Here is a 25,724-nt window from a genome sequence, read left to right as displayed (position 1 = left end):
TTCCTCCTTCTGGCAAACAAGAACAAATTTAGAAACCTAAGAATTTTCTCCAACCTTCCTTAAAGAATCTGGATATGGTATCGCAATAGTGAAGGGCCTGCTCGTATGTGAAATCATGATGAACCATCTCTAGCATTGCTGTGTATTGCGCGCTTAAAAGCAAATGCATCTCATTTTCATCAACTGAATTTACAAGCATACCTCCAGCTTCAAGCTCATCTTTGAAAGCTAGCGTAGCTTCCTGCACCTTTGAGACAATCGTATGAAGATAATTCTCATATTTTGTGCCCTCGCTTTTGCAAAACAAAAGCTTGTGGGCGTCAAAATTATCGTAAATGAGCTTAACGATAATTTTCGCCTGATCCTCATCTTCCCACATGGCATCAACGCCATTTTCTCTAGCAGTGCCCACCTGCCTTGCCTCTTCTGTCTGGCATAATCCTTCCCAAGCACTAACAGCAGGCTCAACTACAGCATCAAAAATCTCCTCTTTGTTGGCATAGTGCCTATACAAAGCGGTGGCTGTGATACCTACTTTACTTGCGATTTTTCTCATGGAGGCATCCTTATAGCCCTTCTCCATGAATTCTTCCATTGCGGCTTTTAAAATTTGTTCCTTAGTTTCTTTGGTTTTCACGTGAATTCCTTTCAAAGTTAACACTGTTAACTTGTTAGTTCCGACTAACATTATAGTTAGGTATAGCTAACTTGTCAAATAGTATCTTAAAAAATTATCATTGCCATAAAAAAAGCGAGGCATTTAGCCTCGCCTTTTTAATATCTGGCCTATTTTCTTCCCATAAGAATTGCGGAGCCGCTCAGGCCCATCCATACTGACTCCCATTTGCTCATGAACATTCCATTTGTTGTATCTACAAGCTTTACTTCTTCATACCCCATATCCTTCAGTTTTTTAACAAAACTTTCCATATCACCATATTTGCTTTTAGACATGATGTCATGAATAGCGAATGTTCCACCCTTCTTAAGAGTTCTCAGTGTCTCTAAAAGAATCGCCTGCCTATCTTTGCTAGGTATATTGTGATAAACATAGTTGCTTGTAACAGCATCAAATGTTTCATCTGGGAAATCAAGAGAACAAGCATCTCCCTGCAAGAATGTGGTATTATTAACGCCCTCAGCTTTTGCATTGTTCTCGCAGAGCGCCTTGCTAAAGGATGCATATTCCTTGCCCCATCTATCGATTCCTGTAATCTCACCCTCAGGATTTTTCTTTGCACATGCAATACTCAGTGCACCGCTTCCACAACCAACATCAAGACATTTTCCGCCTGCTGGAATGCTGATATATGAAGAGACTCCATTAATTATTTGTTTTGACATCTGTCGCTTGCCATCATATGAGAAAGCTCTATACATCAAATACATCCAAATGCTACACAATAAAAATATCACTGTTAGTGCCAAAAAAACTTTTCCCAATGGTGTTCTGTAAAAAGTAAAGTACGTCAGCACAAGAAAAAATACTGATACAGTCTGCACTCCCAGAATCATTCCCTTAGGCATCCAATTTTTGTAATCTGGTTTCATATTACCCTCCACTCTTAAATAGTATTAATGTGATTACATAATACTACTTTTAGTTAGGTATGTCTAACTTTGTCATTTTTTATGTAAAAATGAGCTATGACATGGTTTAAAGGACGATATCTCAAATTCTTTATATATTTTTATATCTATTTAATGGATAATCGACCTCTCTCCCAACTTAAAAGTATTAAAACAGCCTTAATTATATTTTTAATACCTGATTTGTCCTGGCCCACTTATATTCACAATGCCCCCAAGTATTAAATATTTAAATAACTTTGTTTTAATACTTTGAGTTAATCTATTAATACACAGCATGTAGCTTTTATCCATAAATAACAAATCATCGAGTATTAAAATTGAAAAATACTCCCTTTTAATACTTTTAAATTGAAAATAGTATATTTGGGGGCAAAAAACGACCACAAAAAAAGCGAGGCTAAATGCCTCGCCATACAATATTCGAATAATAACAAGGCTAAATGCCTCGCCTAATCAAAATCCTGTTCTACATCAGCAATAGCGCATTTGCCACAAACCTGGCCGACAAATTCTTCCATGTAGAAAAACTCGCCATCAAAATAGGAATCAAATTCCTTAATGGCGCCAGCCAAAGTAAAGGCTTTGCCGCAATCCTTGCATTTTCTCATAAGAGACATGGCCACTTCGTCATCCTCTACTTCATAGTCGTCGTGTTCCATGTCGCCCTCTTCATAGCCTTCCAGCTTATGAGTAGCTAAATATTCATCCGATGGCTTAAGCTCTCCATCTATCTCTGAAAAAAATCCCATAAATATTTATATCTCCATTCTTTCTACATCCAATTATAATCGCCACCGGTAACAGCTAATGAGAGAAGTGCGTCCATACGCTCAACCTCTTCTTCACCTCTAACAACCTGCAAAAGCTTTGCTGTTTCCTTGACCACTGGCATTTCTTCATCTGGTCCAATTTCCATATCTGGCTCCTTGCCACAGTATGGACAAACCAAACTTGGACCAACCTGAACTGATAAAAATCTGTTAGCACATTCTGAGCATTCATAAAAGCCTGCTAATTCTGTGCCGTCTGGAACATAATACATAAAACTAACCTCTCAATCTATTCATGTAATTCTAGTGGTAATCCATCTGGATCAAAAAAGAATGTCATTTTTTTATTTGTAAATTCATCAATCCTGATGGGCTCGCATTCGATTCCAATGGCATTCAATTCATTTACCGTATTTACGATATCATCAACTGCAAACGCTAAATGCCTAAAGCCACAAGCTTCTGGATATGATGGTCTTTTAGGCGGATTTTGAGGTGCAAAAATCTCCAGTTCAGTTGACTCATTTATCCTCAAATCTAGCTTCCAATCGTTCTTCTGAGGCCTAAAATTTTCTCTGATGATTTCAAATCCTAGCTTATTAACATAGAAATCCTTGGACTTTTCATAATCAGAAACGATTATAGCCACATGATGTATCATAGATAAATCCATAATAAACTCTTCCTTCTTTAAATTAATAATATAACGATTATATACTATCTTCTAGAAAATATCCTTCAAAATCCCAAAAGTCTCCCTCACCATATTGTTTGGAAGATACTGGTATTCTGTGAACGCAGCAATGCCTGTCACATCAGCATCTGTGTAGCGCTTTGCAATCATCACTCCTCTGAATACATGGAAATTGTTTGTGACGATGCCTATTTTCATATCAGCTGATACCTCCACAAGATTCATCGCATTGCTGATATTTTGATTAGTATCTCGTGACTCACTTTCAACTATTATTCTATCTTCTGATATGCCTTGTTCAATAAGATATATTTTCCCGCCTTCACCTTCGGAGATGGATTCGTTGACTCCCTGGCCGCCTGTAACAATTACCTTCGTGTCAGGATTACTATTCAAATAATCAACGGCAGAATCAAGCCTTGCCTTATAGACTACACTTGGTCCCCAGTCTTTCATCTGTGCGCCCAGGACAATGATGTAATCTGCACCGTTCTCTCCTTTTGAAAAGAACTGAGTGAGTATACATCCTTGGCATATGATGAAAATACCGATACCAGTGGCTACAATAATTCTGAAAACAAGTCTTATCGCTTTAGGTACTTTGGGCCATAATTTTTTCTTGTCCATCAGATATAGGAAGCCCCAAAATATAGCTGCAAAGACCCATATAATAAATGAAAATGTGCCACTTCCCACCATATATACAGCAATTGAATACAATGCTGAAAGAATGGCAAAAAGTGCATAAACTAATCTTAATTTTCGCATTACTCTTTCCCTTTCGAATTTAAGAAAAAAAGACGTATTCTGTATAAGAAATGTCAATCATTTTTATAAGATTATAATATAAAATTAATGATAATAAAATTGGAGGTAATGGACAATGAGTAAGTATTTTTGCAATCCCATGAATTTGCCATACAAATATAATTATCAAAAGCCTAATATGCCTGGGCTAGGTGATGCAAAGTTAGCAATATACAGAGAGGCTGCAGACCCTATTATGGAATTTTTTAAGGGAAAGTATTACTTATTTCCTTCTATGACAGCAGGATTCTTTGTTAGCGAGAATCTGATAGATTGGGAATATCATAAGCTAGATAAACCTATTCCTATTTTTGACTATGCACCTGATGTTAGAGCGATTGGCGATTATTTATATTTTTGCGCATCAAAGCGTTCTGGCATTTGTAATTTCTATAGATCAAAGGACCCAATTAATGAGCCATTTGAAGAAATAAAAGGTTCATTTGCATTTTGGGATCCTAATCTTTTCTGCGATGATGACGGAAGAATATATTTATATTGGGGTTGCTCTAATATCACTCCGATTTGGGGTGTCGAACTTGATTCAAAGACCATGAAACCTATAGGCCAAAAACAGGTTATGTTTAATATGGATAATAAGAACCGCGGCTATGAGCGAAGTGGAATGGATCACGTCAGTGGTAAAACACCTGAAGGTATAGCTGCAGCTACAGAGGCTATTTTCGCAGATTTAATGAAGATGCCTGAGGAAAATCGCCGTAATGAAGGACTTATCACAGAAGATGATGTCAAACGTCTCGCAAGAGGATTTGCTGGTGACGATCCTTACATTGAGGGAGCTTATATGACTAAGCATAATGGAAAATACTATTTGCAATATGCATGCCCTGCTACCCAAGTTAATGTCTACAATGACGGAGTGCTTGTAAGCGATAATCCTTTGGGGCCTTTTAAATATGCAGCTAATAATCCATTCTCATATAAGCCCGGTGGATTTGCTAATGGAGCTGGACATGGATCTACAGTGGCTGGCTCAGATGGAAAATATTGGCACACTGCATCAATATCAATTTCAGTAAATAACGATATGGAAAGACGTTTGGGGCTTTGGAAAGCAGGTTTTGATAAAGACAATGATTTATATTGTGACCAAATGTATGGAGATTGGCCAATAAATGTTGATGCACCTGCTTTTGCTGATCCAGATTTCATGCTTCTTTCCTATAAAAAGAATGTCACAGTGTCATCTGGTACAAACAAGGAAAATTTAACAAATGAATGTATCAGGGACTGGTGGATTGCTGATACATCAAATAATGAATGGGCACAGGTGGATCTAGGCGAAGTTATGAATGTTCGCATGATTCAGCTTAATTTTGCTGATCAGGATATTATTGATGAAATACCGGCAGATGCAGATAGACTCATCGCTCATGAAATCAGATATATTGACGAGAAACCTCGTGCTACAAAATGGATTTTAGAAGGCTCAATTGACGGCATTAACTATGAAATTCTTTGTGATAAATCAAAATCCGATATAGACCTTGCAAACGATTTTATTGATTTAAAAGAATTTAAATCCTTTAGATATATTAAATTGACTGTGTTGGAAGTTCCATTCAATCAGAAAATAAAAGTCTCTGGAATTCGTATATTCGGTAAAGGTAACGGAAATGCACCACAGCCTGCATCCGGAGTAAAATATGATTACAATAATGAAACCGAAATGGATATGATGGTGAGCTGGGATAATGATTCTGCACTAGGACATAATATTTTATGGGGATATGCTGAAGATAAGCTGTATCACAGTTATATGGTATTTGGCAAAAACAGTCAGAATATAGCCGCACTTGTAAAAGGACAATCAGTATACGCTAGGGTTGATTCGTTTAATGAAGTTGGGATTACAAAAGGGCAAGTTGTAAAGGTTAGATAAATTTAAGGCCAACAGGCGAGGCCACAGCCTCGCCTTCTTTATATACTCTACAACCTGTCCACAGCTTCTTTTAAAATTGCCTTTTCATCAGCTCCGTAGATATCCAGCCCAGTTGCTTTAATCAATTCTATATCCTTTATTCCATAAAAATTTTCTGCTAGGGATTTTATATATCCAAATCCGAATTCTTCCGGAACATAAGTACCACCTGCTGTCATTACGTAATACAGCTTACTTGCTTTGCATAGTCCTTTTGGGATGCCTTCTGGAGTATACTCAAACGTAATACCAAGGACATTGATGTGCTCTATATACTGCTTAAGCACAGCTGGAAATGATAAATCCCAATAAGGTGCTGCGATAACAATTGTCTCTGCCTTTGCAAACTGAAGGGCCAGCGTAAACATTGGATCATCAAACGTACCAGCAGCAATTAGCGAATCTCTTTTCTTTAAGAAAGCCTCATCTGTCTTTGGAAAATCGATATCCTCAAGCTTTACTTCTTCATAATCTCCTAGCTTAGAAAGCAAAGCCTTTGCTAACACTTCTGTTCGCGATTCTTCTCTTACACATGCGTTAATAAATAAAATCATACTCTTATCACTCCCCGTAAAATCTTTCTAATCTGTTTTTCAGTTGCTATAGGATATACTTCCATAATATGCTCAGCTATAGCTTTTCCAGATTCTGCCGGATTCATACTATATAAAGATGCCACATGGTCACGCCCATAGATGTTTTCAGGCTTAGTATATATGGCGATAGGCCAGCCATAGGCTTCGCCTATTTTGTTCTTGCGTTGCCTAAAATCACGTACTGTAAGATATGTCATCATCTGAAGGTCAGTGATTGTACCATCAAAGCCTTTTTCGCCGCCTTTGCCAAAGCCTGCTTTTTGTTTCAATTCATTAGAATATATTTCATCACAGATTTCTAAAACATCCATAACTTTCTTTTGGCGTCTTGAAGCTTTTTCATCATCCCATAAAGCATCAAAATCATAGCCATCACGCCTGTAATTAGCAAAATATGGAAACCATTCCTTTGAAATAAATCCAGCTTTCTTATTAAAAAACTTACCGTAGGCAATGTCACCACGACGTGCTATTATTTCTCTCCATTCCCATGGATCAAGTATTGGATTGCCACTCCACCAATATTCGGGAACTGTGCGCTCTTCTAATGAAAATCCGGGAATTTCATTCTTAAATAGAGGCAGAAATCCGATTTCATTTATATATTCAATTGCTTCATCAACTGTATGTAAACATTCTGGATCATCCCATTCCACTCCATACATTACCCATGTACCATTTTCATTAGGCATTATTTTAATATCCCCCATTCTAACCCATCAAAAAAGCCCTAAGGCAGCCACCTACATCAAAAACATAGCTACAAACTGATAGATTACAAAGCCTGATGGAATCAGCGCCAGTACAGCAGCTATAAGAAGTACTATAACTAAGGTTTTCTTTCTCTTAGATTCACTAAGAGGCTTGCCAGTGTTGGCAAGGACAGCACTGCTGATAATAGCTGTGATAGCTAGGCCAATGAGAAACAATACCACTCCAACAACAGCAAAGAATGCTGCCATCATCAATAATGTTACTAATACAATTCCAATAAATGCCATAATTATCCTCCACTTTAATGAATCATGACTCTATACTATCTCGAATAAGGAAATAAGTCTCGCTGTTGCCGCTAAACCTAAAATAAGGAAGAAAATTGAAATCCTACGGTTCAAATTTCAAATAGGACATTTCACCCGTAGGAAAATGAGAAAAATGACCCCTAGTGTGTATTATCTCAATGAATTTCTATAAATTACAGACAAATTATTAGACTTTCTATAGAATGTGTGTGTTAATTAATAATACCTCAGCCCTGATTACATCAAATCTCCCCAATTCCTACGGTTCAAAATCAAATTTTTAATCAGTTGCCCGTAGGATTTGAAAATCAATCAAAAAGTTATGCCACACTGACATAATAATTCATATAATCAATCTCCCACATTGTTTATTTTCCCTTATAAATCTTCAATATTTCATCGATATATATTTCCAAGTAGGAATCACTACCTTCTATCAACTCGTTTTCCTTAAGAAGCTCAACTATGGCTTTTGCTATTTCTTCAGCAGTAGCTATTACCTTATCTTTCATATTGATACTTCTAGGATTATATGTATTAAATCTCCATGCTGCATCATCGCTTACAGTAGATGCAAGCTTTTTAACAAGCATTGCATACTCGCCCTCATTATCTAGTTCAGATAAAGCTCTGTAAGTCCATTTATAATATGGCGCAAATTTTCTATTAAGCAAAAAGTAAAGCTCCATAGCTGCCTCAAGGCCTTTTGCTCTACAAAGCTCCGCTGCCACAATATCATTTCTAGTCATGCATCTAGAATAATTTACCTGAAGAGCTGCTGAAAACTGATGAAGCTCATTTACTATTCTTCTTCTCCAAATGCTATCTGGGTAGTAGCTTAAAAGAAGATTCCTGAATCTTGTAAATTCACCCAAATCGTCTCTAAAGACCTCTCCATTTGTTGCTGTAGCAAGACAACTATGTTCTAGATTAAGCCAATCATTTTCCGTAAGAATACAGTCTTTAGTGTTGCAATCAATATAAAGAATGTTTGAGTAAAATGACCTTATAGTCATAACCCCTCTTCGCTCTTGAAGTCGTTCTGTAAGCTTTTCACCACCATACTGCATAGCAAGCTCATTATATGCTATAGATAAAAGGCATCCTATTTCATCAAAGTCCTCGTCGGTAATCCATAGACACACGCCAGTACCAAAATCATGATCACGAGACATATAATCATCATAACCAAAACAATCTGAACCTTCGCCAACTATGCCTACCGCTATTCTTGATTCATATTTAGGAAACTTTTCATGTATCATAGGAGCCACTTGATTTTCATAAAACCGGCGACTCTTTTCAAATTCTGCGTTTTGCATTATTTATCCCCTATAAATTGATTGCATTTCTGAATTATTCCTCCACGTCATCTAGCTGAATAATCGAATCTTTCTCTACACCAGTAACAAAGCTATAGCTTTCTATTGATTCAATGAGGGCATCTAACTGCTGGTCATTAATTGTATATTTTATAGACAATGCATATCCAGATATCACATCGTACTTATACATAACCTCAAGATTATAAGCATTACAAAGCTCTTGGATTTGCTCTTCAGTGGTTCCTTCTTCAACCATTACTATCAAAGAAGACATGCTGTATTCCTGAACTGGTTCTTCTAGCTCTGGTACCTCAACCTCTATCTCTTCAGTTGGAGAATAAATTGGTTCATTTAATTCATCTTGCTCAGCATCTTTACATGCCATTAAACCAATTGAAGCAATACATAATGTGATAATAACCAATCTTTTCATACTATTAATCCTCTAGTTAGACGTTCCTATTATCCTAATTCCCCCGAACAATTCTAAAATATGATGGACGTTTCTTCAGATACTTAATTCTCACCCTGCCATGTCTTCGATTATTAGCTTCATGATCAGAAATATATTTGATATATTCCCTGTTGTTAACAGTATATTTAATCTGAATGTCCTTGTATTTCCTGTATTTTCTTGCTGTTCTAGGATGAGAACCGGGAACCACATATTCTTGGTACCTTTCTTCATGTCCTGTAAGTGTAGCATGTGTATATTCCCAATTAGATGCCTTACTTGTATAAATATTCCAGAAAACCACGTACGCGGGAATCACAATCCCTACTACAATTACAACTGCCAGTACAACAATTCTATCAATTAAATCGTCGGTTCTTCGGTATGTAATGTAATCTTCTATGAGTACGTATCCAAATGTCAAAATGGCAAATTCCAAAACAGCTAGCAGTAAAAACGCACATAAATTGCCAAATTTTTTTCCCATATCAACTACTCCTAAATATCATCGTTCTCCATTATTGTACCATTCCTAGCAGGCCCTTTCCTATATTTGCGCCTCAGCTGATTTCATTTCACTACTTGTAAAAGCACAAAGTAATACATCCACGTCATAATCTGGATAATCCTTAGTGAAGCTCTCGTATGCTCTCTTGCATTGTTTAGCTGACTCTCCAGGAGCATCTGCTAAACTACCGCCAAATATTCCTGAACTTATTAAAGGGAACGAAATACTATGAAGACCATTATCCTTAAGAACAACCAGCGAATTGTAATAAGCTTCAAATAATTCCTTAAATGCTTTTGGGGTAGCTCCAAAATTGGGACCTACTGCATGAATTATATATTTACAATTAGTCATGTTAAAAGCTGGAGTAATAGCTGCTTCACCATCATTTAAAGGTGGATTGCATTTATCACAAGCATCGGATAGTTCCCTCATTCCAGCTTTGCTAAAGATAACACCACATATACCACCACCGGCAGCTAAATATCTATTGGCGGCATTAACAACTGCATCAACCTTTTGGTCTGCACATGATCCATTTATCAATTTAAAACTGCTCATAAGACTATTCACCTTCTACTGCTTTTCTACATTTTTCACCTTAAAAGATTTCCTTACAAAAATCTTCTATTTTTTTATCATTATCATCACTAGGCTTGTCCTTTGGATCAATAAGAATAAGTGTAGCAGCAAGCGAATCTATCCCGATGCTCTCCTTCAATTTTCCAAAAGCTTTCTCTGCACCAGCTCCACTTTGACATGCGAATGCTGCAATTCTCTTTTCTTTAATCCCAGGGTTCTCTTTTATAAATGTTCTAAGTGGTGGAGTAATATTGCTAGCCCAAACCGGAAAACCAAATACTATCTGCTCATAAGAAGCTAAATCTATAGAATATGGTTCCAAATCAGGAGTTTCTGCCATAACAGCACTCTTCCCACCCCAGAAGAATTTTGCAAATCCTTTTTCTGGATACTTTTTAACAGGAACTAATCTTAATGTATCAGCGCCTATCTTATCCGCAATTTTTTTAGCAACAAAATCAGTATTTCCCTCATGGGAATAATAAATAATAAGTGTTTTCATGAAAAAATCCCCCTCATCTGCTTTAACGTATTTACGAACTATCTCAAGCCCGCCTATAGGAACGCAGAACTTCTCATCCCTTGGTGGCTGGCATGCCTGATACACTTCCTCTAGGTCGAACCACTCTACACTGTCCAGCTCTTCCTTTTGAATGGTAAGATTATCGATTTCTACCTCCTCGTCATAGACATAGACGAATGCAATTTCATTGTCCTTAAATGGCTTGCCATGGAATTCCTTTTCATACTGAATTGGAAATGTTCCTGCAAATTTCAAATCATCTGGATCCGCCTGGATGCCAAGCTCCTCCGACAATTCTCTAACAGCAGATTCCAATGGCTCATCCCCAGCCTGAATATGCCCAGCTGATGAAGTATCATATCTGCCCGGAAAAGAATCCTTATTCATAGCTCTCTTCTGTAAAAGAACCTCTGTCTTATCTCCATTTTCACGAACCACCCATATGTGTGCTGTTCTATGTCTAATGCCCTCAGCATGCGCCTGCGATCTGGTCACTGTCTCGCCCGTAGGCTGCCCATTTTCATCTACGACGTCAAAAATCTCTTCTGCCATGTTACTCCCACTTCTTCCACACATCAGGCTGATAACCAAGTGTAGACTGCTTTCCATTTCTTACAACTGGAGTCTTGATAATCTGCTGTGATTCAAGAAGCTTCTCCAACTTGTCCTCATCAGCAATATGCTGAAACAAAGTAACAGCATCCTGGTCCTTCGCATTTACGTTAACCATATTTGCAATACCACCATTAGCAGAAGCAACAGATGTAAGCTCACCCTTGCTCATGCCCTTCTCACGCATATCGATGAACTGATATTTGATGCCACGCTCTTTGAAAAAGCGCTCTGCTTTCTTTGTATCGTTGCACTTCTTAGTGCCGAAGATTTGTATGTTCATAAAAATATTATCCGTCCTAGTTTTTATTATTGTACCATTCCTAGCAGGCCGCTCCGCGGCCAGGTCTGCCCGAGCTCCACAGACCACTCGCTAGCGCGAGTAAGGAAGGATTGTAATCGGCTTCGCCGATGGGTATATAAAATATTTATCATCCCTCTGCTAAAATCTTAAGTCCCGCAATTCCAACTACAATAAGAATAACACAAATCACCTGTGGAACCGACAGTTTTTCGTGAAAAAGAAATACCCCAAGCAGTGTCGTTCCAAGGATTCCCATTCCAGTCCACATGACATAGGCAGTACCCAAAGGCAACTGTCTCAGTGCAATTGCTAAAAATACAGCACTGGCTATGTAGCCCACTCCAGTAACAATCGATGGAATCAATACCGTAAATCCGTTAGACATTTTCATTGCCACAGCCCAGGTGATTTCCAACGCTCCAGCAATCAATAGATAAATCCACTTCATATAAAAACCTCCAAAAAATAAAATACGTCATCCTCGGGTAGTTTGATCACCCGTAAAAACTATTACCTCTATATGCTCCTTGCTTTTCAGTTCTCAGTACCAATCTCCCTCCGCACCCTCAATGATCAACATTTATAATAGCGTTCACAATCTATGTACAATCTCATAATAACCCCTTTTAACATAAACTATCAAAACTCCTTAAAAATACTCTTTTTTAATGACTCTCTTCGTTTAGTTAACTTTTTGCAGCTGTCATAATTATTTCATTTACAGCATCCGAAACATCATAATGTAACTGTTCTTCAGGATATTCGTTTAAAGCCGCTATAAATCCTGTCTTCTGGATAATCGCGCGACTCTCAACAAAAGTAAATCCTCTTCGTTTCATTTCTTTATATATTTTTTCAATATATTGGTGTTTTTTATTTTCTAATTCCTGTCGTTTAGAGGTTTTATCTTTATAAGTATTTTTGAATTCTCCTCTATCCTTAGCTTTCAAATAATTTATAAAATTTACTACTTCTGACTGTTGAGACTCAGATAATCCCTTTGCTGTTTCTACTAATTCATCAACCCAATTTTTTATTTCTTTGGCTTTACGGTATTCAATTATTTCTTCGTTAAAGTGCCCGTGCTTTAATTCTTGTGACATTTCCAATGGAACCCCACTTTGTATTATTCTTTCTTCTAATGTTTTGTGTACACCAACTCTTTCTTGAGTGTTTTTTCTATAAAATCCATCTTCAATGTTATCTAAATCCAATATATTAATGCTTTTAGTCCTCTCAGAAGCATATACACCAACATACTGTCCTCTTCTTACTGCAATACTTATTCTATTGATTGTGCCACAGATTGGACATTGGTATTCAAAATCGTAGAAGTAATTTCTATTTCCTCGATCTATATAATCACCTAAGTAGAAATCCTCTAGATGCCTCTCATAATCTTTTGTTTGTTCTATAAATGTAAATGATAAATTACAATGTTTACATTTATAGATGCCATGAAATATATCAAATAAACCCATATATAAATCTCATCCTTCTATTTAAAGTTGTTAACAATTCAAGTACTAAATATCAAACTTTCGTCCCATAGCCTCGTAATATTTATGTTGATATTCTTTAAACTCTTTATCAATCATATCTAATTTTTTAATTTGGCGTTGTCTAGCTAGATTATAATTGTCAAAAATATCATCTTCGCTCAAGATATTATGGTTACCCCAAGAATCTACACCAATAACAGTTGGGAAAACTGATGGGATTTTAAATTTACACACATTTATTCTTAATCGAAAATACTCTTTTTTGAAAAACTTTTCGAATTGTTTCCATTCATTACTGTCATTAATTCTGTACCATTTATAATCATGCTGCATAATTCTCGTGGGAAAAATTTCATTATTATCCTGAGCAAAATCTGGTGGAACTATGGCATTTTTCCATTCGAATGCAGCTAATACTTTTTTATTATCGAGTTGTTTTTCATGGTCGTTAGCTTCAATTTCATCAAAGAATACTTTTCCGTCTTTTGTTCTATAGGCTAAAATTTTTTCCATTTAATATATACCTCTCATTAATTAATACATACACCAAGCTTTAATCCCAAAGATTCCAAAACCATTTACTAAAGAGCTCTAGAGCTCGGTTTTTACAATCATTTCGATAATATCATTATAAGAAAATAGCTATCTAAAAACATTCACCGAATAGTTGAATATAACAAAGCTTAATCAGATTCTGCTTCAACAACGTGTTGAATGATTAGTTTCGCATTTGTTGCTAATATTTATTAAGGAATTACCCAATAGAAATTGCAGGAGGATTTGTTTATGTTTTTCGTCCCAAAAAGATATCGTTATGAAACAAAGCAAAGTGCTGAATTTACTACAAGAATAGTTGTATTTTACAATTTTGTAGACATTCAGCAGATGGTTGAAAATCATGAATGTAATGGCGAATTGTATTTAACTAATAAAGAAGATGCCGAAGAAATTGTTTCTAATGTATGTGGTTATAAAGTTGAACTAGTCGATGAGAAGCTTGAAAAAGTCAATGATAAAGATCTATGGTGTCTCGCTAAACTCCTTGCTTGGACTTTTGAATCTAAAAAAGGAGAACAGATATCAGTTCGATCTGCTTATGAATTTCTTGAGGAAAAGAATATTTTAGCTAGCTATATACAAATGAAGTCTGAATATCGTGTTGTTGTAACTCATAAGTATGAGCATATTGAAGGTAACATTCGTGCGTTAGTTGATAAAAAGCCTATTTCAATGAAAAGTTATATTGAGGGAAAGTATATTGTACCTATTCTTGTTAATGCAGGGGATTATGGAAAAATAATAGATGTAAACACGATTGATGTAGAAGAAAGTCGTTCGATTATTATGATGACAAAATTGGATAATAGGCGTAAGGAAAAAGAATTGAACAAAGAGAAACGCTGATTATACCAAAGAAGTATTTTAAGCACCTAAATATAGAAGTTAAAAATTCAACTATCCATTGCTATTGATTAAAAAATCCATTTGCTAAGATTCTTGTATCAAGAATCGGAGGAATGGTGGATGGAAAATAAAGAAGCATTGGAATTAGCAAATAATTTGATTAGGACTAGAAATACCGGTATAGATAATCAGATCAGTCATTGGTTAGATACTACCTCATTTCATCAGTTCTATGAGGAAATTGAAAAAAGTGTAATAGGGCAACCGGAGCTTAAATTGTTTTTAGCAAATATATGGCATTACTTGCTCTGCTTGAGGGATGGTGCTCCTGTTAATAATAACGTACTTCTTGCTGCACCTTCGGGCTCTGGAAAGACAGAGACTTATAGAGCATTAAGGGCATATTTTGCTAAAAACATACCAGGATTTCCAATATATAGTTTTGACACATCTCAGCTTACAACTACTGGATTTAAGGGCGCAGATGCATCTGAAATACTTGAACCATTAGCATTATCAGGTTTTCAAAAAGCAATGGGAATTGTGTTTTTAGATGAGTTTGATAAAAAAATAATGCCATCATATGCTACTGGCAGAAATGATGTAAACGCCGAAGTGCAAAGCAATCTACTTACGATAGTTGAAGGTGCTGAGGTTAAGGTAAAGAAAGATATTATTGTTAATACTAATAGAGTTATGTTTGTTGGCATGGGTTCCTTTGATAGTTTTAGAAAGAAACGAGAAGATGTTCCCGTTAAAATAGGATTTGGCGCTAATGCTGAAGACAAAAAAGTTGAGCATTATGCTCCTATCACAAAGGAAGATATGCTAGAAGCCGGAGGCACAAACGAGTTTATTGGTAGATTTCCTCTTGTCATTAACTATCAAAAGCTAACACATGAAGCTTTTGATAAAATAATAGATAAACTAGTTGAATCATTGGAAATTTCCTATGGGTGTGAATTAAAAGTTTCTCAAGAAATGAGAGCTGAATTATATAACATGGTAGATTCGAAATTTGGCTGCAGAGCTTTTGAATCACAGCTTAGGACTTTAATTCTTCGAGAATACATGTATGCTTTAACAGAAGAAAAAGAAGATGTTTTGGTAGTCGAAATAAAAGACAAAGCTACAGCTTCTCATCACTGGCGCTATTATACTGATGATGAAATAACCATAATGAATCAATGCTGTATAGAAATGGCTGGTGAAGAAGCTATGGATGATGGGTACGATGATTTCGATAAAAAAACACCATTTGATTAATATTATTATGGTGCTTGAAGTACTAAACTAGTTCATCTCCTAATCTTTAAGCGAAGACAAAAAAAGAAGAAGACACAAGGTCTTCTTCTTTTTCGTTATATGGAGTTATTATATCATCAAGTGAAGCATTATAAAGCTTCATTAATGCAAACATTGTTTCAACCTGTGGATATCCGCTACCATTCTCATATTTATATACGGCTTGGTCAGATTCAAAACCTAAGTAATCTCTCACTTCTCTTACCGAGAGATTGTTTTCTTTTCTTAATCTTCTTAAATTCTGTCCTACTACTTTAATGTCGAAATATGGTCTTTGTTTCATTATTACCTCCCGTTGCTTTAAAAAAATCACAGTTAATAGTAAAGATTCATCGCTTCAACATCAGGCTGAAGCGATGATATTAATTTTTCAGATGCATTTAGGCTGCTGCGAAAAACTCGCCTAAAACCTTCATTTTTGAAGGACTTCTTCGAATATTACGAATAGCTTTGTCCTCGATTTGGCGAATACGCTCTCTTGTGACGCCAAATTCATTGCCAATTTGCTCAAGAGTGTGAGGCTCGTTGAACGGAGTAATGCCATAGCGCATTCTGAGAACTTTTTCTTCGTTTTCCTTTAGACTAGACAATACATCATCGATTGTCTCGATTAACTCGTTAGACTCATAGGCATTCTCTGGATTTAAAGCGTTTTCGTCTTCGATAAGGTCACATAAGGTCGTCTCGCCATCTTCATTTAATACGACATCAAGCGATGCTGTATTAGTTAAAAAGCTTGTTGCCTCTTCTACCTTTTCTACGGAAATGCCTAAGGCTTTTGCAATATCGTAGTTTGAAGGTTCTTTGCTTGAAGTAGTGGCTAGTTCAGCTTGGATTTTTTTAATTTTGGTGAGTAGTTCATTCATATGAACAGGGATACGGATTGTTCTGCTTTGATCTGCAATAGCTCTTGTTATTGCTTGGCGAATCCACCATGTAGCATATGTGCTGAATTTGAAACCAGTAGTAACGTCAAATTTTTCGGCAGCTCTCATTAGTCCAATGCAGCCTTCATTTACTCTCTCCATAAAATCAAGGGAAGAGTATTTTTTGGCTATAGAAATAACGAGACGAATGTTTCGTTCGACTAGTTCTTTTTGAGCCTTATAACCATTTTGAATAAGCTTATTGCGTGCTTCTTCACTAAGGTTAGTGGAATCTTTTTCCGCGGATTTGCCAGCAAGGATAATCATTCCTAAGTCATGCTCCTCTTGTGGAGTAGGGATTGTTGTTTTACCAACATCCTTTAGGAAAAGTTTAACGCTATCAAGTGTGATGTCATCTTCAGCATCGTACATATGCTCATTGAGCTCGATGTCTTCGAGTTCCTTTTCTAAGGATTCGATATCAGAAGCTGTTGGATCCATAAGGATTGCCTCCTTTCCTTCAATATCATTAGCTACTAAATTTACGAATGATTTCATTAAATTACCTCCTAAAAATGCGTAAAAATTTAGAGAATGGTAGTACTGTAGCGTACTTCATTCATTATTATTCCATCCTATATTCAGTTTTTACTACCGCTTAGATGCGGTTATTGGGAAATATTAAATTGAAAAAATAAATAATAGTAATAATATTGAAAAGGAATCCTGCAGGTCCCAATTAAATATTATAAAGAAAAAATATATAGATTAGATTATAGTAGATTTGATTTGCCAATCTTTATTGGCGGCAGGTATCTCTATAGGTTGCCATCTCCTTTCGTAAATCGCATAATTTTTTGTATTAATGTTATAAATAATTTGGCACCCTCAATTTAGGATGTTAATATAACATAACATGCATAAATTACTCCGTCAAGCATTTTTGAAAAAATTTAAAAAAATTTTTATTGGTTTGAATTTGCCCCAAAAACTTGCCTAAGATACTATTTCCAATAATCTTTCACTTACGTTGAAGCCTTGTTCTTTTTGGTATTCTTCCCAGGTCCATATTTTTATTGAATCATATATGTTTAGTGGTCTATGTTTTTTATCTTGCATACGTTTTGCTATGAGTTCATCAGAAAAACCAAGCCCTTTAAGAGCTTCAATAGTCCTTTTGTCATGATTTGAGTAATAAGATTCCCAGTCGATATCATCCCATAGATCTTTGCTTATATTTTCTAAAGCATCTTCTTTAGAATCTGCAATATAAATACCAATGCTATCAAAGGGAATAATATTGTATACAAAAATATTCTTTTTAATTGATGAAAGTTGTTCTGGAGCCATCGTTTTAGAATTCCTTAGTTATAGTCTTAGTCTGATTTAAACTTCACATAATTCATTATAAGGACTCAACTAATCAGTGTCATTCAACACATAGTTGAATTTTGGCTAAAATAAAAAGACTTCATGCTATTTAATACATGAAGTCTTAATACAATCTCAATTATTCAAGAGGACCGTTTTACTAGTAGTCCAGCGAATCGTCCAGTTCTCTTCTATAAATTTCTATTCCCATTTCAATTTCAAGTATCCATTCAAATACTATGACTACTGTTGAAACAACCATAAAAACCACTCCATTTAAAGCTAATAGCTCTAATCCATGTTTAGCAAGAAGTATTGCTATAGTAAGAAGGTTTGAAAGACAAATTGTAAATGCTAGGTAAAGATTGGAACGAGGGACTGTAGTTAGAAAAAACTTGTATCGCTTTAAAGGAGGCATATGTTTTTCTGGTTTAGTCCAATATTCAGTTACCAAATTTTTAGAATCATTTTTATCACAATATGGGCTTTCTTGTTCTATATCAATGTATATATAGAAAATAATAGATTTACGAAGAATTTCTTCTTGTTCTGGCATATATTCAATTTGAGCCATGGTGTTTTCTATAAACCATTTCTCAGGTTGTGACATTTCAGTTACATATTCATAAAACGTTGTTCCCTTAGCATACCAATCATCATAGTCTTTAGAATGGTCTTTTATTGTTACATCATATATTTTAAATTTAGTTTTTTCCATTTGTTATTTCTCCTGTTATATTGTTTATCTTTATTGACTTGATAGTAGTTTTGTTGTTGCATTTTCATAGTAAGATGCTATTCTATCGTAATTGAGCGCCTTTCTTTAATTAGAGGTGTTCATTTAGCCTAAAGGTCGGTTGTTTTAATATTTGTTGAGAGGTGTCTAAATGGATTTATATTTACGCATTCGATATTTGATAATGATAGGTTGTATGCTTTTACCCGCGATTAGCTCGTTAGTATATACACCTGTTAAGGTATATTTGAAACGAATTAGAAGGCATACTAATACTATTTTTGATTACATCATTAATCTTTTCATGCTTATGTCTGGTGTAATTGTTTCAGGCATTGGATTAGCGCAACGTACTCAAAAAATGGAGTGGCTCTGTATTGGCTATTCCGTGTTTGTTATAATTATTTTCATATATGAAATTATTTCATTAAGACAATGCGAAGAAGACCTTGAAGATAAAATATAATATGGTTTAGGCTTTTTATATTATAAAAGTCCAATAAATACTGAATTTTCGTGTTCTGCGATAACCCACAAATTACAGAATACGCTCTATATGGTTGTAAATCATAATCTCTTTATCTGAGCATGGCATATTTTTATGATAGTGCCCAAAGTACCATTTCTTAAAGGCAACATTTTGTTTAATCGATTCTAAATAATTAGTTTGAATATCAGACGCATATTTTCCAAAGCTAAACATAGCCTGTGTGGATGATGCTGCGCAGTGAGTGATAATAAAATCAACTTTGTTATCACAAGCGGACAAGTTTTTTTGGCCTTCTGCCATTTCTTCTTCGCTGGCCAACTCCTCTTTCCACCAGCTAATACGATTAATCCTATATGAAATCCACTCTCTATCAAGATATTTTTTGCGTTTTTGATAATCAGGATCAGTAGGTTCAAGAATGCCTCCATCTACATCATGGCTACTGGCACCACCAAAGGCAAAGAATGAAGAACCTTCAATATCATATATTTGACCACGCATAAGATGTATTACGGAACTTCTAATCTTATGTACTTTCCCTCCATGCCACTCTTCTACTAAATATGAATTTAATCTATCAAAGTTTTCATGGTTTCCATCAACAAATAATGTGGTAAAAGGCTTATCTTCAAGCCAGTCCATTAAATACGTTTCTTCTTTAGACTCAGTAGCTACATTCCAAACGCCCCCAAAGTCACCGCAAATAATGACATAATCGTCTTTTGTCATTTCTTTTTGAATAGGAAAATTTTTGGTGTTAAATTTACTAAAATCGCTATGACAATCTCCAGTTATAAAAACCACTGTTAGTCTCCTTTATAAACTATTTGTTGCTCTAAGCATTCTTTTTGAAATTCTGCATTATTCCGCATATTTTTTTTCAGCTTCAAGTAGTAATACCCGATTTAATGGATCTTATTTTTTCATGTCCTAATCCGATAAAAGTCTTTTTAAAAAATAATCTCTGTTATTAATAAACATTTCTGTTACTTGATAGCTTTCGGTTTCTTCATATGGAATTCGATGAATGTGACCTTCATCAAACGAAATAATGTCAGCATCTGGCAAACCCAGTACAATCGGTGAATGAGTAATAATGATGAATTGCGAGCCCACGTCCACCATCTGCTTTATATGAACAAGTAGACTTAGCTGGCGCTGTGGAGACAATGCTGCTTCTGGTTCATCCATAAGATAAAGGCCTGCGCCATTATATTTATTAAAAAAGCTCCAAAAGCTTTCTCCATGTGATTGCGCATGAAGAGTTTTTCCATTGTATATGAGCCCATATTCTTCTGCTTTAGTAGATAGATTAAAGAAACTTTCGGCTCTAAAGAAATATCCAAAGTATGCTTTCCCACTTCTAGATAATCTAGTATGACTTCCAAGTTCTGATATATCTTCATAAGTTGAAAAGCGAAAATTTATAGTTCCACCTTCTGGATTAAATCCATATGCATCTGCTATAGCTTCAAGAGCAGTAGATTTACCTGAGCCATTTTCGCCTACAAAAAAGGTAACATTCTTTTGAAAGTCGATATAATCAGCGCCACGAACAGCAGGAATATTGTTTAAATACGAGTTCTCTTCTATTTCATCCCATCTAAAATTAGCAGAATTGATAAACAAGCGATTATACATTAGTTTTTCCCTCTCATAAAAACATTTTGCTTTAGTATAAGAATAACATTTGAAAGCTTAATATACACTCAACAAGTAGTTGAATTTTAGATAGTCTAGAATGCAACTATTTCAACTACACGTTGCTATATTGAATCTAGGTTTAAGCATATAATTAATATATCAAACATTGGAAGGTATATATGAAATATAGATATCCAGCAATAATCTATGAAGAAGCAAAAGATATATATTTTGTAGAATTCCCCGATATTGAAGGGGCTTTTACGTCTGGTGATAGTTTAGCAAATGCGATAGCTAAGGCAGAGGATATTCTTTCAATTCAATTAAATGCGTTAATAACAGAAGGCAAGAAATTGCCAAAGCCTTCAGCTAAAGATGATATTGTTCCTAAATATAGTTATGACTATCAAATCATCATTATTGATAGCTACGAGCCAGAAAACTACTGGAATAATCTTCCATTTAAAAGCAGGTTAATTAATGCGTGGCTGTCTATCAAAAATCGCCTTTTACATTAACGTAATTATATTAAACTATCCGTTGATTGTTGGAACCTCTAGCTTTTATTAGAATTCTTAGTAGTGATAGAAATGGAGGTATATAACGATGATTGATATTCAAAACAAGCTTACTTACATAAGACAACTTACTAATTTATCCCTTGAAGAGCTATCGAATATCTTTAATATTCCTCTTGTCGAATTGTCTGATTGGCAGGAAAAGCCAGATACTTTTCCTTCATACATATTTTACATGCTTATGAGTGCACTTTGTAATGAGGGGTATATTAAAGAGCCACCAATAATAGTTTGTGACCCTCGATATATGTATCCTGAAGGAGATGAAGCCTCAGCAAGTATTATTGATATTAAAGAATGGAAAACACAATATCCTAATTATATAGCTCTTGTAAAGTTATTAGATTGTGGAACCCATGCTCTCCTTTTAGAGCGCTGTGACATAACAAGAAGAAGTAGGCTTGAAAGTCATAAGAACGTTCAATATGAGGATGATGCCACAGTTGTAATCATTTAATCTTAAATTTTAGAAAGGACCTTTTTTCTATGATGGAATTATTAACTGTTAAAAATATAAGAGAATGCACTAACCTTTCTAGAGAGGAGCTTGCCTTCAGATACCAAATTCCTCTAGATCTACTTGAGGCTTGGGAAGAAGGTACAAAGGAGCCTCCAGCGTATTTATATAATATATTTTTAAGTGCACTAGATTACGATGATTATTTGGATTACTCTCCTATTTCAACAAATATGGTTAGTCCTGTCTTTAATAATAATTCAATCATTAATCCAATTGAATGGAAAACAAAGCATCCACACTTTAATGGATTTATAAAAAAGCTTGATTGTGGCTGCCATGCAAAGCTTCTGGCAGTTGAGCCAACTAGAAAAGATGGTACAACTCGTATATGTGAATATACTAAATTTTCTAATGATAATAACTACGATTTAATTTGAGCAGCCATAAAAAGCTGTTTTTTCAACAATACGATGAATGAAAAAACATACTTTGAATGCTAGAGTTTATGTAAAAGTAAAGGGAGGACAATTCTATGACGCCAGGCGAAGGAATTATGGTTGAAGCCCGTACGCAGGGATATATTTTAAGTGTTAGCTTCTTTTTAGTTAATAGTATTTTTAATGAAAACAAAAAAGCTAATATGAATCCAGCGGATAGAATCTCGCTTCAAAAAAAATGTGAGGAAGAATTTAATTCATTGCTTCCGGATGCACCACAAGATTTTATAGATGATATTTTAAAGATAGGTTCCATTGATGCATTACAAATACACGACGTTATTGAGAAAATATACTACAAATATCTATCATATTTGGAAAATACTCCTCTTTATGAGGAAGCATATAAGGCTGCTTTGGATTATTTGCATGAGAACCAAAAAATAGAAGGATATTCTGCGATATTAGAATGGTTATCAGGCATAAAATCACCTAATTGCGCTGATTCCGACTTAACTATATGTATCCGAGTATCAAATACGCTGGATAAACAAGCCGATGTTTCATTGCTACCTTCGGTAGATACCAAGACACGTGTGGCTGTTGCTGAGAAATTAATAAATGATGACAAAATCATTACTCTTGATACAGAAGCGTCCATTGATTCAATAGCAAAAAAGTTGGTTGCTGAAGAAACAGACGACTATAGAATATATAAATTTAATAGCTTTTATATTCGATTTAGAAATCATATGGACTATGAAATATTTGAGATTGTTAATATAGATACAACCAAGCTATGGTATGTTATGAAAAATAATCTTGGGGAAGAAATTCTTCAGTATTTCACAATCAATGACAATAATGAACTTTTTCCAGAGTAGAAATTGCGACAAATTATGTTGCTATGGATATATAACGGGTGTTACATCACAAGGGCTAACTATTGAAGAGGCCGCGCATAATTTGTTCGAGGCAATTGAGCCGTATTCTACGGATGAAGTCAACAATATGCCGTGTAGTCTAACTACGATTTATGAAGATAAAAAGGGAGATAGCATGAAACGTGAATTGAAAATTCATTTAAATTATACGGAAGGTCCAATATTAGAACTTGGAAAAACCGGCATTGATATTGTAGATAATGATTTAATCCTAAAAAAATGGCTAAAAGAAGCAGCAAGTCTTTGCCCTGTAACTGCCTATGATGAAAACGGGCTATTAGATTGCAAAATCTATGAAACAATAAAGCCTAAATTAGCAGCATACATTTGGAAAATTAGCACACGTCTAGATGAGCTTACTAATGGGGATTTGGGGGCACTAAATGATTATGATGGGTTATTAAAGGTAGATAATCCGTTTGAATATGCTTTGTACAATGATTCCGACGATGAGATTCCTGAGGTTATCGAGGGGGAACTCGTAGTTTGGCCTAGCCCAGAATCGCCAATGGTCAATCTACTAGTAGGGGATATTTGGTCATTTATTTCTCAGGAGATTGATAATCTTAAGCTTGAGTATGAAGTCTTTGGAAGAATTGGATTATGTTGTTACAGCATTTTACAAGAAAATCCTAAGGCAAATTACTTTGTACCAACTATAATGTGCGTACATAAAGGGTTTATAGACACTCAAGAAGGCATTAACACTACCCCTATATTTGTCGTTGAGGTTGTAAAAAGCAAAGTACAGAAAGAATATGTATTGAAGAAGCTGTCAATATATAAAAAAATGGGCGTTGAGGTATGGATAGTTGATGTAGTTAATAATAACTTGGCGCATTATGTATCGAATAACAACGAATTACAAAGTTTAAAAATATCTTTAGCTGAATACCTGCGTAATAAGATATAAAAGGGTCTATATAACAATACACTCAGCGTACTGCTGAGTGTATTGTTGAGCCTTTTAACTTTCTAATGTTTCTTTAATTGTAGCTAATCTTATTTAAATAAGCTTGTTTGCTTCTTTTGCATTATCTAGTAAGATCATTTATTCAGAATCAACTAACTCTAGGAATATTGGATTTATATGCTCATGATCAAATGAATCTGGCTTAGCTGTAATGATAATAGATGCATCGGACCAATCACTGAGTTTCCTTTTTTTAGGGTCATTTATGAAGGCATTCCATTGATTTTGCGAAGTTAAAACAGTATATACTTGCTCTTTATTGTAATGACTTTCTATTGCTAATTTAACCTTATTGCCCTCTTCAAATGGATTAGGTACTTCTATAAATCTATACTCAAAGCGGTTTGGTTCCATCCCTTCTATATTAAGAGCCTGTTCTGCTGATGTTTCAGAAGAAAAGTATCTTATTAAACATCCTTTTGCATCAAAGGTTAATCCTGCTACAGGCGGAATATAATAATTTGGTGGAAGTGTTTCCTCTTTAACAGCCGGTTCACCTCCTGTTAGTAGAGATGATTCTATTGAGCGTATTGTTGCAGGCTTTGAATCTTCATATTGCACAGCATGCTTTTCAATAGTAAATTCTTCGATATATCTACAGCCTGTCTTATATGCAATGATAAAGCTATCACAAACAGCAGCTATTGCCTCTCCATCAATTAATACGACATATGTATATCCATCACTATCGTTACAGAATAATTCAAAAGCCATATTATCGTAGGCAAGACGCTCTTTTATTTCACAAAAAAGCTTTTTATCTAAAGTATCAAGCCCCAATAGTTCTAAAATTGTGTGCTTTTGAGATATAGTATCCATACTGTTATAAATGATAGTGGCCCATTCAGAATCACTAAAATCCCATTTTTGTTGCTGAATAAAGCTTTGTACAGTAGCAGATGGTATATAGCGATTAATTAACCAATCTTTATCCCGAAATCCATATAGTGCCTCTCGATAAAATTCGCTGTTAGTTAGTATGTTTTCCTTAAAAAACTCATAATCTGACAGTAAGACTTCCGTTGCTCCTTCTAGTTTGTTAATTATTATGCCGGTAGGTACATTAGAATAATTTTTGCCTGTAAGTAGTACTTCTTGGCATTTTTCAAAATCTACTAATCCTACCACACAATTGGACCATAAAACTCTAGCGCTGTTATTGATAAATTCAAGTATTACACCACTTATATTGGCATCTGAATCAAATACTTCATCGTAGAGCTTTGCTTTTTTGAGACCATTTGTATTATTAAATGTACTTACGTTCATAGCACTTCCTTAT

General features: G+C 35.1%; 34 protein-coding genes. 9 read left to right on the top strand and 25 right to left on the bottom strand.

What is annotated here, in order from left to right:
• Nucleotides 1-28: 28 nt before the first annotated feature.
• The 6 genes from T375_RS09990 to T375_RS09965 all read right to left on the bottom strand — a co-directional run bounded on the left by T375_RS09990 (nt 29) and on the right by T375_RS09965 (nt 3,825).
• Nucleotides 29-637 (bottom strand): TetR/AcrR family transcriptional regulator, encoded by a 609-nt coding sequence (locus T375_RS09990; RefSeq protein WP_197019853.1) that lies wholly within the window; start codon nt 635-637, stop codon nt 29-31.
• A gap of 149 nt (nt 638-786) precedes the next feature.
• On the bottom strand, nt 787-1,551 hold the full coding sequence (locus T375_RS09985; protein WP_044937903.1) for a class I SAM-dependent methyltransferase: 765 nt from the start codon (nt 1,549-1,551) through the stop codon (nt 787-789).
• Between the two features lie 491 nt (nt 1,552-2,042).
• Nucleotides 2,043-2,342 (bottom strand): hypothetical protein, encoded by a 300-nt coding sequence (locus T375_RS09980; protein ID WP_044937901.1) that lies wholly within the window; start codon nt 2,340-2,342, stop codon nt 2,043-2,045.
• A gap of 23 nt (nt 2,343-2,365) precedes the next feature.
• A complete protein-coding gene (locus tag T375_RS09975; RefSeq protein ID WP_044937899.1) occupies nt 2,366-2,635 on the bottom strand; it encodes a hypothetical protein in 270 nt (89 codons plus the stop codon).
• A gap of 17 nt (nt 2,636-2,652) precedes the next feature.
• Nucleotides 2,653-3,036, bottom strand: a complete 384-nt coding sequence (gloA2, locus tag T375_RS09970) for an SMU1112c/YaeR family gloxylase I-like metalloprotein (protein WP_044937896.1) — start codon at nt 3,034-3,036, stop codon at nt 2,653-2,655.
• 51 nt (nt 3,037-3,087) lie between these two features.
• Complete coding sequence (locus T375_RS09965) at nt 3,088-3,825, bottom strand: YdcF family protein (RefSeq protein WP_044937894.1); 738 nt, start codon at nt 3,823-3,825, stop codon at nt 3,088-3,090.
• A gap of 115 nt (nt 3,826-3,940) precedes the next feature.
• On the opposite strand from T375_RS09965, the gene T375_RS09960 reads away from it, so the two are divergent.
• Nucleotides 3,941-5,767 carry a family 43 glycosylhydrolase gene (locus tag T375_RS09960; RefSeq protein ID WP_044937892.1) on the top strand — a complete coding sequence of 609 codons (1,827 nt, stop codon included), beginning with the start codon at nt 3,941-3,943 and terminating at the stop codon, nt 5,765-5,767.
• A 47-nt stretch (nt 5,768-5,814) separates the two neighbouring features.
• Here the strand turns inward: T375_RS09960 and T375_RS09955 are convergent, their stop codons facing one another.
• From T375_RS09955 to T375_RS09895, 12 genes are all read right to left on the bottom strand, one after another.
• Nucleotides 5,815-6,360, bottom strand: coding sequence for an NAD(P)H-dependent oxidoreductase (locus T375_RS09955; RefSeq protein WP_044937890.1), 546 nt, complete (start codon nt 6,358-6,360; stop codon nt 5,815-5,817).
• Nucleotides 6,357-7,094, bottom strand: a complete 738-nt coding sequence (locus tag T375_RS09950; RefSeq protein ID WP_044937887.1) for an AlkZ-related protein — start codon at nt 7,092-7,094, stop codon at nt 6,357-6,359. The genes T375_RS09955 and T375_RS09950 overlap by 4 nt, the downstream gene beginning before the upstream one ends.
• A 51-nt stretch (nt 7,095-7,145) precedes the next feature.
• Nucleotides 7,146-7,403, bottom strand: coding sequence for a hypothetical protein (locus T375_RS09945; RefSeq protein WP_044937885.1), 258 nt, complete (start codon nt 7,401-7,403; stop codon nt 7,146-7,148).
• A 389-nt stretch (nt 7,404-7,792) separates the two neighbouring features.
• On the bottom strand, nt 7,793-8,746 hold the full coding sequence (locus T375_RS09940) for a DUF4037 domain-containing protein (RefSeq protein WP_049960394.1): 954 nt from the start codon (nt 8,744-8,746) through the stop codon (nt 7,793-7,795).
• Nucleotides 8,747-8,780: 34 nt separating this feature from the next.
• Entirely contained in the window at nt 8,781-9,182 is a 402-nt protein-coding gene (locus T375_RS09935; RefSeq protein ID WP_044937883.1) for a hypothetical protein, read from the bottom strand.
• Between the two features lie 34 nt (nt 9,183-9,216).
• On the bottom strand, nt 9,217-9,690 hold the full coding sequence (locus T375_RS09930) for a hypothetical protein (protein WP_044937881.1): 474 nt from the start codon (nt 9,688-9,690) through the stop codon (nt 9,217-9,219).
• Between the two features lie 60 nt (nt 9,691-9,750).
• Nucleotides 9,751-10,272, bottom strand: coding sequence for a macro domain-containing protein (locus tag T375_RS09925; RefSeq protein WP_044937879.1), 522 nt, complete (start codon nt 10,270-10,272; stop codon nt 9,751-9,753).
• A 40-nt stretch (nt 10,273-10,312) separates the two neighbouring features.
• A complete protein-coding gene (locus T375_RS13870; RefSeq protein ID WP_330371750.1) occupies nt 10,313-11,368 on the bottom strand; it encodes a flavodoxin in 1,056 nt (351 codons plus the stop codon).
• Nucleotide 11,369: 1 nt separating this feature from the next.
• A complete protein-coding gene (locus T375_RS09910; protein WP_044937877.1) occupies nt 11,370-11,711 on the bottom strand; it encodes an arsenate reductase family protein in 342 nt (113 codons plus the stop codon).
• A gap of 148 nt (nt 11,712-11,859) precedes the next feature.
• Nucleotides 11,860-12,180, bottom strand: coding sequence for a DMT family transporter (locus tag T375_RS09905; protein WP_044937875.1), 321 nt, complete (start codon nt 12,178-12,180; stop codon nt 11,860-11,862).
• Between the two features lie 238 nt (nt 12,181-12,418).
• Complete coding sequence (locus T375_RS09900) at nt 12,419-13,213, bottom strand: hypothetical protein (protein WP_044937873.1); 795 nt, start codon at nt 13,211-13,213, stop codon at nt 12,419-12,421.
• A 45-nt stretch (nt 13,214-13,258) separates the two neighbouring features.
• Nucleotides 13,259-13,747 (bottom strand): hypothetical protein, encoded by a 489-nt coding sequence (locus tag T375_RS09895; RefSeq protein ID WP_044937871.1) that lies wholly within the window; start codon nt 13,745-13,747, stop codon nt 13,259-13,261.
• Nucleotides 13,748-14,020: 273 nt separating this feature from the next.
• On the opposite strand from T375_RS09895, the gene T375_RS09890 reads away from it, so the two are divergent.
• A complete protein-coding gene (locus T375_RS09890; RefSeq protein ID WP_044937869.1) occupies nt 14,021-14,638 on the top strand; it encodes a hypothetical protein in 618 nt (205 codons plus the stop codon).
• A 120-nt stretch (nt 14,639-14,758) separates the two neighbouring features.
• Entirely contained in the window at nt 14,759-15,904 is a 1,146-nt protein-coding gene (locus tag T375_RS09885) for an AAA family ATPase (protein ID WP_044937867.1), read from the top strand.
• A 46-nt stretch (nt 15,905-15,950) separates the two neighbouring features.
• On the opposite strand, the gene T375_RS09880 is transcribed toward T375_RS09885, so the two are convergent.
• From T375_RS09880 to T375_RS09865, 4 genes are all read right to left on the bottom strand, one after another.
• The gene (locus T375_RS09880) at nt 15,951-16,226 is read right to left on the bottom strand and encodes a helix-turn-helix domain-containing protein (RefSeq protein ID WP_044937865.1); all 276 of its coding nucleotides are present in this window, start codon (nt 16,224-16,226) and stop codon (nt 15,951-15,953) included.
• Between the two features lie 97 nt (nt 16,227-16,323).
• On the bottom strand, nt 16,324-17,367 hold the full coding sequence (locus T375_RS09875; RefSeq protein ID WP_049960393.1) for a sigma-70 family RNA polymerase sigma factor: 1,044 nt from the start codon (nt 17,365-17,367) through the stop codon (nt 16,324-16,326).
• 438 nt (nt 17,368-17,805) lie between these two features.
• Nucleotides 17,806-18,159, bottom strand: a complete 354-nt coding sequence (locus T375_RS09870) for a hypothetical protein (protein WP_044937863.1) — start codon at nt 18,157-18,159, stop codon at nt 17,806-17,808.
• A gap of 181 nt (nt 18,160-18,340) precedes the next feature.
• Nucleotides 18,341-18,898: a hypothetical protein gene (locus tag T375_RS09865; RefSeq protein WP_044937861.1), complete on the bottom strand. Its 558-nt coding sequence runs from the start codon at nt 18,896-18,898 to the stop codon at nt 18,341-18,343.
• Between the two features lie 169 nt (nt 18,899-19,067).
• Between T375_RS09865 and T375_RS09860 the strand changes: the two genes are divergently transcribed.
• Nucleotides 19,068-19,382: a hypothetical protein gene (locus tag T375_RS09860; protein ID WP_044937859.1), complete on the top strand. Its 315-nt coding sequence runs from the start codon at nt 19,068-19,070 to the stop codon at nt 19,380-19,382.
• A 72-nt stretch (nt 19,383-19,454) separates the two neighbouring features.
• Here T375_RS09860 and T375_RS09855 read toward each other — a convergent pair whose 3' ends face one another.
• Nucleotides 19,455-20,210: a metallophosphoesterase gene (locus T375_RS09855; protein ID WP_044937857.1), complete on the bottom strand. Its 756-nt coding sequence runs from the start codon at nt 20,208-20,210 to the stop codon at nt 19,455-19,457.
• Nucleotides 20,211-20,336: 126 nt separating this feature from the next.
• Entirely contained in the window at nt 20,337-21,047 is a 711-nt protein-coding gene (locus T375_RS09850; protein WP_044937855.1) for an AAA family ATPase, read from the bottom strand.
• A 182-nt stretch (nt 21,048-21,229) separates the two neighbouring features.
• On the opposite strand from T375_RS09850, the gene T375_RS13310 reads away from it, so the two are divergent.
• The 5 genes from T375_RS13310 (at nt 21,230) to T375_RS09825 (ending at nt 24,382) form a co-directional block, all read left to right on the top strand.
• Nucleotides 21,230-21,568, top strand: a complete 339-nt coding sequence (locus tag T375_RS13310) for a type II toxin-antitoxin system HicB family antitoxin (protein ID WP_049960392.1) — start codon at nt 21,230-21,232, stop codon at nt 21,566-21,568.
• 88 nt (nt 21,569-21,656) lie between these two features.
• A complete protein-coding gene (locus T375_RS09840) occupies nt 21,657-22,085 on the top strand; it encodes a hypothetical protein (protein ID WP_044937853.1) in 429 nt (142 codons plus the stop codon).
• Nucleotides 22,086-22,114: 29 nt separating this feature from the next.
• On the top strand, nt 22,115-22,525 hold the full coding sequence (locus T375_RS09835) for a helix-turn-helix domain-containing protein (protein ID WP_044937851.1): 411 nt from the start codon (nt 22,115-22,117) through the stop codon (nt 22,523-22,525).
• 95 nt (nt 22,526-22,620) lie between these two features.
• Nucleotides 22,621-23,409: a hypothetical protein gene (locus T375_RS09830; protein ID WP_044937849.1), complete on the top strand. Its 789-nt coding sequence runs from the start codon at nt 22,621-22,623 to the stop codon at nt 23,407-23,409.
• 175 nt (nt 23,410-23,584) lie between these two features.
• Complete coding sequence (locus T375_RS09825; RefSeq protein ID WP_197019852.1) at nt 23,585-24,382, top strand: Uma2 family endonuclease; 798 nt, start codon at nt 23,585-23,587, stop codon at nt 24,380-24,382.
• Nucleotides 24,383-24,520: 138 nt separating this feature from the next.
• Here T375_RS09825 and T375_RS09820 read toward each other — a convergent pair whose 3' ends face one another.
• On the bottom strand, nt 24,521-25,711 hold the full coding sequence (locus tag T375_RS09820; protein WP_044937845.1) for a hypothetical protein: 1,191 nt from the start codon (nt 25,709-25,711) through the stop codon (nt 24,521-24,523).
• Between the last annotated feature and the right edge of the window lie 13 nt (nt 25,712-25,724).

Source organism: Pseudobutyrivibrio sp. LB2011 (assembly GCF_000701765.1).
GTDB lineage: Bacteria > Bacillota > Clostridia > Lachnospirales > Lachnospiraceae > Pseudobutyrivibrio > Pseudobutyrivibrio ruminis.
Note: the sequence above shows the minus strand (reverse complement) of the source record. Positions and strands in the feature narration are given on the sequence as shown.